This is a genomic window from Methylophaga thalassica MP (genome assembly GCF_000214595.1).
Taxonomy (GTDB): domain Bacteria; phylum Pseudomonadota; class Gammaproteobacteria; order Nitrosococcales; family Methylophagaceae; genus Methylophaga; species Methylophaga thalassica.
In genome coordinates, this window is record NZ_AFIG01000001.1 from 104,656 (window position 1) to 118,580 (window position 13,925).

Below are 13,925 nucleotides of genomic sequence, written 5' to 3' on the forward strand. Positions count from 1 at the left end.
CTACAGCGAGCTGTATTTATTACGTAAGCGCTGGCGCACAATTTCAGCGACGGTATTCAACACAAATGTCGCTAAGAACAATACCAATGCCGCCAGGAACAATACGCGATAATGCGAACTGGCCACTTCAGCCTCTGGCATCTCTACAGCGATATTGGCGGATAACGCTCTGAAGCCTTCAAAGATATTGAAGTCCATAATCGGCGTATTACCTGTCGCCATCAATACAATCATCGTCTCACCGACAGCACGGCCTAAACCAATCATCACCGCCGAGAAGATACCTGGGCTCGCCGTCAGCAGCACCACTCGCGTCATGGTTTGCCATGGGGTTGCACCTAAAGCTAATGAACCTATCGTCAGATGTTTCGGCACACCAAAAATCGCATCTTCGGTAATGGAGAAAATCGTCGGAATCACCGCAAAGCCCATAACCAATCCGACTACCAGCGAATTGCGCTGGTCATAATTAATACCGATATCATTTAAAAATTGCGGCATATTGCCATCAAATAACCACAACTCAATCGCACCACTGGTCGCCATCGAGACATAACCGACTAACAACACAATTGGAATCAACACCGCCGGCTCCCAGCCATCAGGAATGCGTTCACGCCAGGCTTTTGGCAGTTTGGTCCAGCCCCAGGCAGTCAAAATAATCATCACCGGCAACATAAACAGCAATGTGAACACACCAGGCAAATGGTCTTCGACTAATGGTGCTAACCATAAACCCGCGAGGAAACCTAAAATAACTGTTGGCAAAGCCTCCATAATTTCGATGGTCGGTTTCACAAAGCTACGCATTCTTGGCGACATAAAATAGGCGGTAAAAATTGCGCCCATAATCGCCAGAGGAACAGCTACCAACATCGCGTAGAAGGCCGCTTTGATGGTGCCGAATGTCAATGGCGTTAAACTAAATTTAGGTTCAAAATCATTACTGGCTGATGATGACTGCCAAATATATTCAGGCTGATCACGGCTCTCATACCAGACCTTTTCCCATAAGGAATGCCAAGAGATGTCAGGGTGTTCGTTATGGATATCCAGTAACTTCACGTCACCATTATCAGTCATGCTGATAAGACCATTTGCCCTTGGTGAGAGGCCAATAACCGCTTCACTGTCCACATACGGTTCAACCAATAATGTCCGGTGAGCGGTGGTGTGATAAATCCCCAAATGTCCGGTTTTATCCAGCGTTAAAAAGCCTTTACGGGCTTGCTCTGGTGCAATGGCAATGATCGGACTGCTCTGAGCATCAAAACTACGCACATTATGTAAGGTGTAGTTATTGTCCTTGTCTCTGACCGGAAACCATTGATCAATCTGACCGTCGCTGCGTCCCACCAGAATAGAAATACCGCCTGTCAGAAATTCAAAGCTCGTAATATCCACGCCTGTGGGTACCGCTTTGATTTTCTGAATTAAACGCGGTTTATCTAGCTGCTGAACATCGTAGTAATAAATAAAGCCCTTATCATCGGCCAGATAAAGCTCACGTTGATCAACATCCAGTTTGACCTGAGTCAGATCACTGACATCCGTTAAGGGGATCTCATGCTTTTCTTCGTTAATGGTAAATTGGGTGTCATCAAGGAAATCCACTTCTTTTTCAAAGCGTTTCAGTATTAGACGCTTATCCTCGGTGTAAGCAATGAATGTTGTTTTATCTTCATAACTCTGAACAGAAAGCAGATTGATTGACTTGCCTTGATCATCAATCACAACATGCTTTTCACCTAATGGATAAGTGACTTCTGGCACGATAACGCGTTGTGTTCCGGTTGGATAAGTCACTTTGTATTTTTCTTTAATGACTAATGCGCTGCCATCATTAAAACCATAACTAAATACACCTGTCGTTGCGGCACCAGCACTGACAGTGCTGATGGTTTTCCCCGCCAACGGCAGTGAGGTTTCGGTCATCGTTTTGCCGGTTTTGGCATCAAAAAAACGTACCATGCCGCTAGCTTCGACAGCCATGGCCACCGTGTTGTATTCATTCAGGGATAAAAAGGCAGGTTGTTTAAAATCGCTGTGATATGTCGCTTCTGTCTTCAGACTTGCCCCTTGAAATAAGGGCATCACCACATAGAGCAGATAAAAGAAAATCAGCACAATAGCTAGGATGACTGAAATACCACCGACTGCCACACCATATTTGGCAATACGATCTTTCACCTCACGCCATGCACGCCTGCGATTTGCCACTTTGGAACCGGGCGCTGGTAATACACTATTTTCAACTGTTTGTTCTTGCATCTAGCAATACCACTTAATTTATTTTTCAGCTTTAATTTATTGCTAAACATACTGGCTTACAGTGCATTTAGCGATAAGTTTAGAAAAAACGCCCCGTAAAAACGGGGCGTCTTCCTGAGCAAGGCAAATGCTGTTTTATTGCAGCTTTTGCAATTCTTTTTCAACAACTGAGTCTGGTAGTGGAATATAACCATCTTTTACTACCACTTTCTGACCCACTTTTGACAGGATCATTTTAATGAATTCACGGTCAATTGGCGCTAATGGTTTGTTAGGCGCTTTGTTGATGTAAACGTACAAGTAACGTGAAAGCGGGTAAGAACCATTCGCTGCATTATCTAATGTTGCAGGAATCATTTTACCGCCCTCTTCTTTAGCTAAAGCAAGTGCTTTAACGCCAGACGTTTTATAACCGATACCTGAGTAACCAATACCGTTAAGCGATTTTGTCACACCTTGAACCACTGATGCTGAACCAGGTTGCTCATTTACACTGTTTTTGTAGTCACCTTTACATAAAGCGTGATCTTTGAAGTAACCGTAAGTACCGGAAACAGAGTTACGACCGTAAAGTTGGATGTTACCTAAATCCTGACCTAGCTGTTTCCAGTTAGTAATGTCTTCTGGGTAACCACAGGTGCGGGTTGCAGAGAAAATCGCATCCACTTGAGGAATAGTCAGACCATCAATTGGATTGTCTTTGTGTACATAGACAGCCAAGGCATCGATAGCGACACGAATGGGTGTGGCTTTGTAACCATATTTCGCTTCAAATGCCGCGTCTTCTTTATCTTTCATTTTGCGGCTCATTGGACCAAAGTTAGAAGTACCTTCAGTCAAAGCAGGTGGCGCAGTTGAAGAACCAGCGGCCTGAATTTGAATACTCACATTTGGGTATTCACGTTTGAACTCTTCAGCCCACATTGTCATCAAGTTAGCTAATGTGTCTGAACCAACACTCGATAAGCTGCCTGAAATACCGCTCACTTTTTCGTAGTCAGGTAAAGCAGGATCAATATCACCAGCGAATGTCAGCGGCGAGAAAGCCATCGTCATTGCAGCACCTAGCAGAGCAAGGTTTTTCTTGAACATAGTGTTCAACTCCCAAAAATTAAAAGAAAAAAGCAACGTTATTAACGTAAGCGCTAGGTAGTATGAGTTTAGCGTGTGACAAGCATATGAAAAATATATGACAAAGAGATGACAGAGGCATTTTTTCTTTGTTTAACGGGCATTTATACCGGGATTTTCTCCACTGCTGCTGTCTCAGGAAAGCAACATTTAAAACTGCTACCTTTGCCTAACTCGCTAGTGATAATCAGTTTTGCGCCATGTCTTTGCAGCACGTGTTTAACGATCGCTAAGCCCAGCCCTGTGCCGCCAGCATCACTACTACGACCTTTATCAACACGGTAGAAACGTTCCGTCAGCCGATCTAAGTGATGAGCCGCTATACCTTCCCCTTCATCCGTTACTTCAATGCAGACGCCATCATCTGTTTCGCGCCAGCTGAGTGTGACCTTGCAACCCGCAGGAGTATATTTCACCGCATTAAATACCAGATTAGATATTGCACTTCGTACTTCACCCAAATCACAAATCAACCATTTATCTGTTTCCAGATGGAGACTGAACTGATGCTCATGGTAATGCTCCAATGCCTTGGCATCCTCAATGATCGAATGCAGCAACTTGTCCACATCAGTAGGAATACGACGTAATGATTTTTCTCCAGTCTCCAACTGAGATAAGACCAATAAATCCTTAATCATCAAATGCATACGTTCACTTTGCTGACGCATTGCTGGCAGAGCCATTTTCCACTGTTCCGGATCGGTATCTTCGGTAAACGCTTCCAGATAACCTCGTAAAACGGTTAGAGGTGTTTTTAGTTCATGCGAAACATTAGCAACAAAGTCACGACGCATACGCTGAAGTTTGATGGTCTGGGTAATATCACGGGCAATCAATAAGCGGCCCGAGCCCATGTAGTTCACCAGCTTGACTTCCAGCTGCACATCTTCATTCAGCGGTGATTTGACCGTCGTCGTGCCGCCGAGGTGGATATGATTTTCCAGTAAGTGCTGAAAAGCAGGTTCACGAATGAGATTATTGATCCTGACATTGTTATCCCGGGGCCAGCGTACGCCTAATAACTCTCGAGCGGCCTGATTTGCCCAATCCACTTCACCAAACTCACCCAAGACAACGATGCCATCTGGTAAGGCAGCTGTTGCTGATTGAAAGCGTTTTAGGTATCCGGTTAGTTTTCTTTTCCGATTACTATTTTGTTGACGCATCTGCTCAATCTGACGACAGACATCGTCAATGACCCCTTCCGCACTGGGAGAGCGACGTTTTTTGGGTTTTTGTAACCAATACCAGAGTTTGTACCAGTTATGCTGAAGCCACAAAGCATAGGCCAAGGTGGCAACAAACATAAATGCCATCATTTGACCAAATAACAGCCCGACAAAACCTGCCAGACTGACTAGTGTCAGTAGCCGCCAATTATCCCATTGCATATTTCAGTTCGCTTAATCGACTGAAAAACGGTATCCAACACCTCGAACGGTCTGGATAAATTGATCATGGCCCGTTGGCTCAAGTGCTTTGCGCAGACGACGTATATGGACATCCACGGTACGTTCTTCAATGTACACGGTATCGCCCCAGACATAATCCAGTAATTGTGAGCGACCATATGCGCGTTCAGGATTTTTCATGAAAAAGTGTAATAAGCGAAACTCAGTTGGCCCTAATTCAACACGCACATCATCAACAGTGACACGATGACTTTTTGTATCCAACACTAAATTGCCAAACTGGAGTTTCTGAGCATCTTCATTTTCGGGCGGCTGGCAGCGACGTAATACCGCTTTAATACGAGCGATAAGCTCAGGTGGTGAAAAAGGTTTATTGACGTAATCATCAGCCCCAACAGCAAGACCTTTGACCATGTCTTCGCTTTCACCTTTGGCAGTAAGCATGATGACGGGAATATTGGCCAGAAACTCGTTAGCACGCAGACGACGAATAAACTCAATGCCATCAATGCCAGGTAACATCCAGTCCAGTAAAATCATATCGGGTTGGTTATTTTTTAATGCGTCCAAACCAGATTCTGCATCACCAACCGACTCGCAGGTCAGACCGGCCTGTTTCAGGGTGAACGTCAACATATCCCTGATGGCGACATCATCTTCAACCACTAATACGCTTGTAGCCATAAATTCATCCCAGTATTTCTTTAATCATAATCCAAGTATCTTACCTCTGAATTATGACAGTTTCGTAACAACCGTGTTTTTATTGCTATTACAGGCTACTTTATAGACTATCTGAAAAATAAAAAGCCACAAATTCCGCTGGAAAATGTGGCTTTATGACAGTTTTATGTCAAAACATATATCATTGTTTTAACTCATAATTCCCTTAATCATATAAAACAATGACGCGGCTAATACCGCGGCGGCAGGGACAGTGATTAACCAGGCTGTAACAATTTTTTTAACAATATCGCGTTTGACGTAAAGACTTTTCTTTTCTTTCTTTAATACTTTTTTGGCTTTCTTAAGTGTGTCTTTTTCACGGTCAATCGAGCTATATAACTGAGTGATACGCTGGTAATCTGCTGCCGACTTTTGTTTTTTATCGAGCAACATATTCAGTTCACTGCGTAAGGCGCTCAATAAACGTTTTTCTTCCTGAATTTCTTGTTTATCTCGCTCAATTTCCTGCTTGAGGCTACTCGACTTATCCATCCATTCACGTAAGAAACCAACACCAAAAACACCGCCAATGGCAATATGCGTCGAGCTGACTGGCAAACCTAACTGACTGGCGATAATGACCGTGATAGCGGCTGCCATCGCAATAGAAAATGCACGCATTTGATCCAGTTCAGTAATTTCACCACCCACGGTTCGGATCAAACGGGGACCATAGAGGCCCAGCCCAAGCGCAATACCAAAGGCACCGACAGCCATTACCCAGAAAGGTATGCCCGCTTTAGCATTAATGCCACCAGTCATCACAGCATCATGAATCGCTGCCAGTGGCCCGATTGCATTAGCCACATCATTCGCTCCATGAGCAAAACTCAATAAAGCCGCAGCAAAAATTAATGGAATGGTAAACAGAATATTGATGCTTTCACGATCGTTTTTCAGCTTGGGTAAACGACGGCGCAATGAGGCTTTGACTAAAAAGAATGAAATAATCGCAACGACCAAGCCAATAGTCGATGCTTGCAACATACTTGGTTTATCGACGATGTCGACGGTGAACAACCAGTCATTGACCAAGGTTAAGAATTTCGGCCAGATATGTTTCAGGCCTTTTAAGACCAGATAAGTTACAAATGCCCACGCCATAATCGAAACATAGACTGGCACCCATTTCAGTGAAGCGGCTATTTTGTTTTCCTGAAAGATGATGGTTTTTTTGATAGCAAACAAGAAAGCGGCGGCCACCACACCACCAATCACTGGAGAAATTACCCATGAGCCCACTATGGCACCCATCGTTCCCCAGTTCACAATCTTAAATCCTGCTGCAGCAATGCCCGCCCCCATCACACCACCGACTATAGAATGTGTGGTTGATACTGGTGCTCTGGCAAAGGTCGCCATATTTAGCCAGAGTGCTGCAGCTAATAATGCGGCCATCATCGCCCAGATGAATGTATCACTCTCCTGGCCGAAGGCATTGATATCGATGATGCCGTTTTTAATCGTGGAAACCACATCGCCACCGGCAATGATGGCGCCACTGGCTTCAAAAATCATCGCGATGATAATGGCGCCAGTCATTGTCATGGCTTTAGAGCCAACCGCTGGCCCGACATTATTGGCAACGTCATTGGCACCAATATTCATTGCCATATAAGCGCCAAAAACAGTGGCTATCGCCAGGAAAAGATTATTGGGAACGCCGCCACTGCTAACAAAGCTGTAGCCAAGCACGGCCACCATAAAAAAAAGGGCCATGCCGATTCTGGTTAGTTCAGCATGACTCTTCTTATAGGCTTGTTTCTCAATTTTATGGATGTCTTTTATTTCCACGTTGATTCCGTTAATAACTACCCAAAACGGCGCAATTATTACAGCAATGTGACATGAGGCATACCCCAGACAAGACCGATGTAACTATTGCCTGCTATGATTGTCTAGTTATACAACCTTCTGACAAGCATTTGAGACTGATGAAAAAATTTTTATTTTTTATATTACTGCTAACCGTTTTTAATGCACATGCGCGCAGCAGCCTGTTTGATGGTTTAGGTCTGGGTAGTGATGATGAGGTCCCACCACTTGTCGAAGAAGCTTTTCAATTCAGCGCAGAAGTCAATGATGCCAACAGCATTCTGGCACATTGGAAAGTACTCGATGGTAACTACCTGTACCAGAATAAAATTCAGTTTGAAGTGGCCGGTAATGACAACGTTAAATTAGGCCAGATATCGCTACCGGCAGGTGAAAATAAGCAAGATGAAACCTTTGGTTTAGTGCAGGTTTATCATCATGATTTATCACTGATCATTCCCATTGAGCGTCCTGAAGGTCCAAGCACATTTACTCTCAAAGCACGCTTTCAGGGATGTTCAGAAAAATTTGGTATTTGTTATCCGCCCTCTGAGCAACAAGTTGATCTGGCTTTACCAGCCCTAAGCCAGGCACCACAACAAAAAGCGGATGATGCAAAACCCATTGCTAATCAACTCACAGAACAAGACCGTATCGCACAGAAACTGGAACAGGAAAACCTAGGCCAAATCATTCTCGGTTTTATTGGACTGGGCCTGTTACTGGCATTTACCCCCTGTATCTTCCCGATGATTCCTATTTTATCCAGCATCATTGTCGGCGAAGGAGAACACATCACCACCCGCCGGGCTTTCATCCTGTCGCTTGTCTATGTTTTGGCGATGTCAGTGACATATACCATTGCCGGTGTGATTACAGGATTACTCGGTGAAAATTTACAGGCCATGTTTCAAAACCCATGGATAATCAGTGCATTCAGTGCCTTATTCGTTCTTCTCGCTTTATCCATGTTCGGCTTATACGAACTGCAACTCCCCCACGCCGTTCAACATCGCCTACATCAACTCAGTCACAAACAACAAGGTGGCAAATTGATGGGGGTAGCGATTATGGGGTTACTGTCAGGCTTGATTGTTGGCCCTTGTCTGGCGCCACCGCTGGCGGGTACCTTAATTTTTATCGGACAACATGCAGATCCCGTATTAGGCGGACTCGCGTTATTTGCGCTGAGTATGGGGATGGGCATACCTCTGCTTATCATTGGTACATCGGCTGGCAAACTGCTACCTAAAGCAGGAAACTGGATGATGTTTATTAAATCGGTGTTTGGCGTGCTGCTATTAGGTCTTGCCATCTGGATGCTAGAACGCATCATCCCCGGTTGGCTGACTTTGATTCTTTGGGGCGGCTTATTAATTGTTACCGCCGTCTACCTTGGCGCATTTAATCATCTCGATATTGATGCGACGGATCTCAATAAACTTAGCAAAGGCGCCGGTTTAATACTCTTTATATATGGCGCAATGTTGATGATTGGTGGTGCGAGTGGCAGCCAAAATGTATGGCAACCGCTTAAGGCGATGGCAATAAGCTCAGCTAAGTCATCGGTGTCACAACACCTTACTTTTTCCCGTATAAGTGATCTCAACGAACTGAATCGTCGACTGGCCTCCACAACGCAACCCGTTATGCTCGATTTTTATGCCGACTGGTGTACCGAATGTAAAATTATGGAAAACACGACGTTTCAGGATCCTGAAGTAATTGCCGCAATGAAAAATTACACCTTGCTGCAACTGGATATGACGGAAAACACACAAGTCCATCAGGATATGCTGAAATCACTACGGGTATTTGGCCCCCCGACCATGTTGTTTTTCGATAAAACAGGCAAAGAACTAAAGCAACACCGGCTGGTTGGCTTTGTAAAAACCGATACCTTCTTAGATCACATTAAGCAGATTCAAAGCCAATAACAGAAAACTCCAGAAACATGACTTTTCGGCGAAAATAGCAACAAAAAGCCGCTTTTTATTTCGATAAACTGGACATCATCAGTCTGCTGGTGCACAATTCCGCCTATTATCTTTGACCCGTAATTGAAGGATCGCAATGGCGAATATTGTTGTGCTTAACGGCCCCAATCTCAATCTGCTTGGGACACGCGAGCCTGAACATTATGGTGCGGACACGCTGACCGATGTTCAACAACGTCTGGATGTGATCGCAAAAGAGGCCTCACACCACCTCGATTTTTTTCAGACCAATGCAGAACATGAATTAATTGAAAAAATTCATGCTGTCAGAGGTAAGGCTGATTTCATTATTATTAATCCGGCGGCATTCACACATACCAGCGTGGCATTACGAGATGCCTTATCCGCGGTCAAAATTCCTTTTATCGAAGTACATATTTCTAATATTCACGCACGCGAAACATTCCGCCATCACTCCTACCTATCTGATATCGCAGTAGGTGTGATTTGTGGACTTGGCACACAAGGCTATGAATTAGCTTTGGCATCTGCCATCAGACAACTCAACCCATAACGACTAAATATAAGGTTTTAGCATGGACATTCGTAAAATAAAAAAACTGATTGATTTGATCCAAGAATCTGACGTATCTGAAATTGAAATTTCAGAAGGTGAAGAGTCAGTACGTATCAGTCGTAATCAGCATTCTGCGGCTGTTTCTTACAGCGCTCCTGCACCTGCTCATTATGCTGCTCCAGCGGCAGCCCCTGCACCAGCACCCGCAGTAGAAACAGCCAAAACGGTTAATGAAGCTAATGCTGTCCGCTCACCAATGGTGGGGACTTTCTATCGTTCATCATCGCCTGAAGCCGCGCCATTTGTTGAAGTTGGCCAATCCGTATCTGCTGGTGATGTCATTTGCATCATCGAAGCCATGAAAATGTTCAACCAAATCGAAGCAGACCGTAGTGGTACTGTCAAAGCTATTCTGGTTGAAAACGGTGATCCTGTTGAATTTGACGAGCCGCTAGTCATTATCGAATAACAGTCACGCTGGCTATCTCAGCATAGCCATTGCTCACCCTGAATTGTGGATTAAAACCAAATTATGATCGATAAAATTGTTATTGCTAACCGAGGCGAGATTGCCTTGCGTATCTTGCGGGCTTGTTGGGAACTGGGCATCAAAACGGTTGCTGTTCACTCAACAGTAGACCGTGACTTAAAACACGTTTTGCTAGCTGATGAGACTGTTTGTATCGGCCCTGCCCCCTCTAGTGAAAGTTATCTCAACATCCCTGCACTTATCAGTGCTGCTGAAATTACAGATGCCACAGCAATTCACCCCGGTTATGGCTTTTTATCTGAAAATGCTGACTTTGCAGAACGTGTAGAAGAAAGTGGCTTTATTTTCATCGGTCCACGTGCTGATACCATCCGTCTGATGGGTGATAAGGTATCGGCGATTAAAGCGATGAAAGAAGCTGGCGTACCTTGTGTACCAGGCTCTGACGGCCCACTAGGTAATGATGATGAAACCAATTTACGTCTGGCACGTGAAATCGGCTATCCCATTATTATTAAAGCCGCCGGTGGTGGTGGTGGTCGTGGTATGCGCGAAGTTCATAGTGAAGCACACTTACTCAATGCTATTGCGTTAACACGTAGTGAAGCAAAAGCAGCATTTGGCAATGGCATGGTTTATATGGAGAAATTCCTGGAAAACCCTCGTCATATTGAATTCCAGGTACTCGCCGATCAGCATGGCAATGCTATTCACTTAGGTGAACGCGACTGCTCTATGCAGCGTCGCCATCAAAAAGTTGTTGAAGAAGCCCCAGCTCCCGGCATTACCCCTGAAATGCGTGACCGTATGGGTAAAATCTGTGCTGAAGCTTGTGTACGCATTGGTTACCGCGGAGCTGGTACCTTTGAGTTTCTCTATCAGGATGGTGAATTCTATTTCATTGAAATGAATACCCGTATTCAGGTAGAGCATCCGGTCACTGAACGTGTGACTGATGTTGACCTGCTGGTGCAACAAATTCGCATCGCGGCAGGTGAGCCTCTTACTATTAAACAAGAAGATATTGTGATGCGTGGTCATGCTATTGAATGTCGTATCAATGCTGAAGATCCTCGTACCTTTATGCCTAGCCCAGGACAAATTACGTCTTATCATGCACCAGGCGGTGCGGGTATCCGTATGGATTCTCACATTTATAGCGGTTACCGTGTACCACCTAACTACGACTCTTTGATCGGCAAACTGATTGCTTACGGTAAAACCCGCGATATCGCGATTGCCCGTATGCAAACAGCCCTAAAAGAAATTGGTATTGAAGGCATAAAAACCAACGTTGAACTGCAACGTGACATCATGGACGACACCCACTTCCAAACGGGTGGCACCAATATTCATTACCTTGAAAAGAAACTGGGCCTGTAACCCACATGGCCTGGATTCAATTTATCTGTAACACCACATCAGACAAAGCAGATGCTTTGTCTGATGCGTTTTCTGAGTGTGGTGCAGCGGCTGTCACCTTTGAGGATGATGCCGATCAACCTATTTACGAACCCGATCTGGGTACCACACCATTGTGGACGGCAACACGTGTTGTCGCCTTATTTGATGCGGAAACCAATCCCGATGATGTCGGCAATATGTTATCAACGCTGGTAAGCGATATACCGCCATATCGCGTTGAAGCCGTTGAAGACAAAGATTGGGAAAGAGAATGGATGGATAATTTTCATCCTATCCAGTTTGGCGAACGTTTATGGATATGTCCTAGCTGGCATCCCCCCCCCGCACCTGACGCTGTCAATATTATGCTCGATCCCGGTTTGGCGTTCGGTACCGGTACCCATCCCACCACAGCTTTATGTCTGAACTGGTTAGACCAGGCAGATCTTAAAGGTAAATACGTGATTGATTATGGTTGTGGTAGTGGTATTTTGGCGATTGCTGCTGCCTTACTGGGAGCTGAACGTGTTATTGGTGTCGACACCGATCCACAGGCACTTGAAGCGACACGTGCCAATGCTGAACGTAATGGCGTCGAGATCGAAGCCTATTTGCCCGGTGACTGCCCGGATGAGCCATGTGATCTATTACTAGCGAATATTCTGGCCGGCCCACTACAAACCCTTGCGCCTCGTTTTGCAAATCTGACCAAACCCAGTGCGGAGCTGGTGTTATCAGGCATATTAGAGGTACAGGCACAGGAAGTATCGGATAGCTATGCTGCCTGGTTTGATATGCAAGCTCCCACCATCAAGGAAGATTGGACTCGATTAAACGGCACTCGTCATGCAAGGTAACACTCTCAGCATCGGGCCATACCGTTTGCCGAATAATTTATTTCTGGCACCGATGGCGGGTGTGACGGATCGTCCATTCCGCCAGCTTTGTCGTCGACTTGGTGCGGGAATGGCCGTATCAGAAATGATTACGGCAAATAAAGCCTTATGGGCTAGCAAAAAATCCTTATTACGCGCCAACCATGCAGGTGAGCCAGAACCGCGTAGTGTACAGATTGCTGGCGCCGATCCCAAAATGATGGCTGAAGCAGCAAAACATAATGTCGATCAAGGTGCCCATATCATTGATATCAATATGGGTTGCCCTGCAAAAAAAGTCTGTAATGTGATGGCGGGTTCTGCTCTATTGCAGGATGAATCATTAGTGGCCAGTATTCTTGAATCGGTGGTGAATGCTGTCGATGTGCCTGTCACCCTGAAAATACGTACCGGTTGGGATAGAGATAACCGTAATGGCTTAACCATTGCCCGTATTGCCGAACAATCTGGCATACAAGCCTTAGCGATTCATGGCAGAACAAGAGCGGATGCCTATAAAGGCGAAGCCGAATACGACACCATTGCAGAAATAAAAGCGGCTATTTCATCCATGCCAATTATTGCTAATGGCGATATAGATTCACCGTTAAAAGCAGCTGAAGTACTTAATAAAACCGGCGTTGATGGCTTAATGATCGGGCGTGCTGCCCAGGGTAACCCATGGATTTTTAGACAAATTATCCATTACCTTGAGCATGACAAACTGTTATCATCTCCTTCTGTTGCTGAAATTCGTCAGATCTTGATTGAACACCTGGAAAACCTGTACGATTTTTATGGTGATTTTTCTGGTGTCCGAATGGCGCGAAAACACATTGCCTGGTATAGCAAGGGCCTACGTAATGGTAATGCCTTCCGTCAGGAAATGAATTTGCTCGAATCACCGCAACAGCAGGTAGACTTTACACGTCAGTTTTTTGAACAATTACAAGAACAACAGGATATCCAAGCCGCATGACTCAACCGCTAGCCAAAGATTCAACTACATGCGCAGAGCTAGCTGTCGCCGCTGAGCAAACAGCGGCACCATTGAATGTGTGTGTGTCGCGTGCGCTCGCCGATTATTTCGAACAACTTGAAGGTCATCCTGCAGCCAACTTGTATGAAATGTTAATGACGGAAGTCGAAGTTCCTTTGCTCAAAGCTACCCTGGAACATACCAACGGCAACCAAAGTCGTGCAGCTGAAATTCTCGGTATTAACCGTGGAACATTACGTAAAAAACTCAAGCAATACGGCTTATAAATCGAATTTTTTATCTCC

Annotated in this window: 12 protein-coding genes; 7 read left to right on the plus strand and 5 right to left on the minus strand. The window is 45.0% G+C overall.

Going from position 1 to position 13,925, the window contains the following annotated elements; translation table 11 throughout:
* The 5 genes from MAMP_RS00470 to MAMP_RS00490 all read right to left on the minus strand — a co-directional run bounded on the left by MAMP_RS00470 (position 1) and on the right by MAMP_RS00490 (position 7,337).
* Positions 1–2,271, minus strand: coding sequence for an ABC transporter permease subunit (locus tag MAMP_RS00470; RefSeq protein ID WP_007143990.1), 2,271 nt, complete (start codon positions 2,269–2,271; stop codon positions 1–3).
* Positions 2,272–2,406: 135 nt separating this feature from the next.
* Positions 2,407–3,363 (minus strand): PstS family phosphate ABC transporter substrate-binding protein, encoded by a 957-nt coding sequence (locus MAMP_RS00475; RefSeq protein ID WP_007143991.1) that lies wholly within the window; start codon positions 3,361–3,363, stop codon positions 2,407–2,409.
* Positions 3,364–3,506: 143 nt separating this feature from the next.
* Positions 3,507–4,796 carry a phosphate regulon sensor histidine kinase PhoR gene (gene phoR, locus MAMP_RS00480; protein ID WP_007143992.1) on the minus strand — a complete coding sequence of 430 codons (1,290 nt, stop codon included), beginning with the start codon at positions 4,794–4,796 and terminating at the stop codon, positions 3,507–3,509.
* Positions 4,797–4,808: 12 nt separating this feature from the next.
* On the minus strand, positions 4,809–5,501 hold the full coding sequence (gene phoB / locus MAMP_RS00485) for a phosphate regulon transcriptional regulator PhoB (protein ID WP_007143993.1): 693 nt from the start codon (positions 5,499–5,501) through the stop codon (positions 4,809–4,811).
* A gap of 189 nt (positions 5,502–5,690) precedes the next feature.
* Positions 5,691–7,337, minus strand: coding sequence for an inorganic phosphate transporter (locus MAMP_RS00490; RefSeq protein ID WP_007143994.1), 1,647 nt, complete (start codon positions 7,335–7,337; stop codon positions 5,691–5,693).
* A 140-nt stretch (positions 7,338–7,477) separates the two neighbouring features.
* Between MAMP_RS00490 and dsbD the strand changes: the two genes are divergently transcribed.
* The 7 genes from dsbD (at position 7,478) to fis (ending at position 13,907) form a co-directional block, all read left to right on the plus strand.
* Positions 7,478–9,295: a protein-disulfide reductase DsbD gene (gene dsbD, locus MAMP_RS00495; RefSeq protein ID WP_007143995.1), complete on the plus strand. Its 1,818-nt coding sequence runs from the start codon at positions 7,478–7,480 to the stop codon at positions 9,293–9,295.
* 136 nt (positions 9,296–9,431) lie between these two features.
* On the plus strand, positions 9,432–9,869 hold the full coding sequence (gene aroQ, locus MAMP_RS00500; RefSeq protein WP_007143996.1) for a type II 3-dehydroquinate dehydratase: 438 nt from the start codon (positions 9,432–9,434) through the stop codon (positions 9,867–9,869).
* Positions 9,870–9,891: 22 nt separating this feature from the next.
* Positions 9,892–10,341 (plus strand): acetyl-CoA carboxylase biotin carboxyl carrier protein, encoded by a 450-nt coding sequence (accB, locus tag MAMP_RS00505; RefSeq protein WP_007143997.1) that lies wholly within the window; start codon positions 9,892–9,894, stop codon positions 10,339–10,341.
* Positions 10,342–10,404: 63 nt separating this feature from the next.
* On the plus strand, positions 10,405–11,745 hold the full coding sequence (gene accC / locus MAMP_RS00510; RefSeq protein ID WP_007143998.1) for an acetyl-CoA carboxylase biotin carboxylase subunit: 1,341 nt from the start codon (positions 10,405–10,407) through the stop codon (positions 11,743–11,745).
* 5 nt (positions 11,746–11,750) lie between these two features.
* Positions 11,751–12,623, plus strand: a complete 873-nt coding sequence (gene prmA, locus MAMP_RS00515; protein ID WP_007143999.1) for a 50S ribosomal protein L11 methyltransferase — start codon at positions 11,751–11,753, stop codon at positions 12,621–12,623.
* Positions 12,613–13,620, plus strand: a complete 1,008-nt coding sequence (gene dusB / locus MAMP_RS00520; protein ID WP_007144000.1) for a tRNA dihydrouridine synthase DusB — start codon at positions 12,613–12,615, stop codon at positions 13,618–13,620. Before prmA ends, dusB begins: the two co-directional genes overlap by 11 nt.
* A complete protein-coding gene (fis, locus tag MAMP_RS00525) occupies positions 13,617–13,907 on the plus strand; it encodes a DNA-binding transcriptional regulator Fis (protein WP_007144001.1) in 291 nt (96 codons plus the stop codon). The genes dusB and fis overlap by 4 nt, the downstream gene beginning before the upstream one ends.
* Positions 13,908–13,925: the final 18 nt, after the last annotated feature.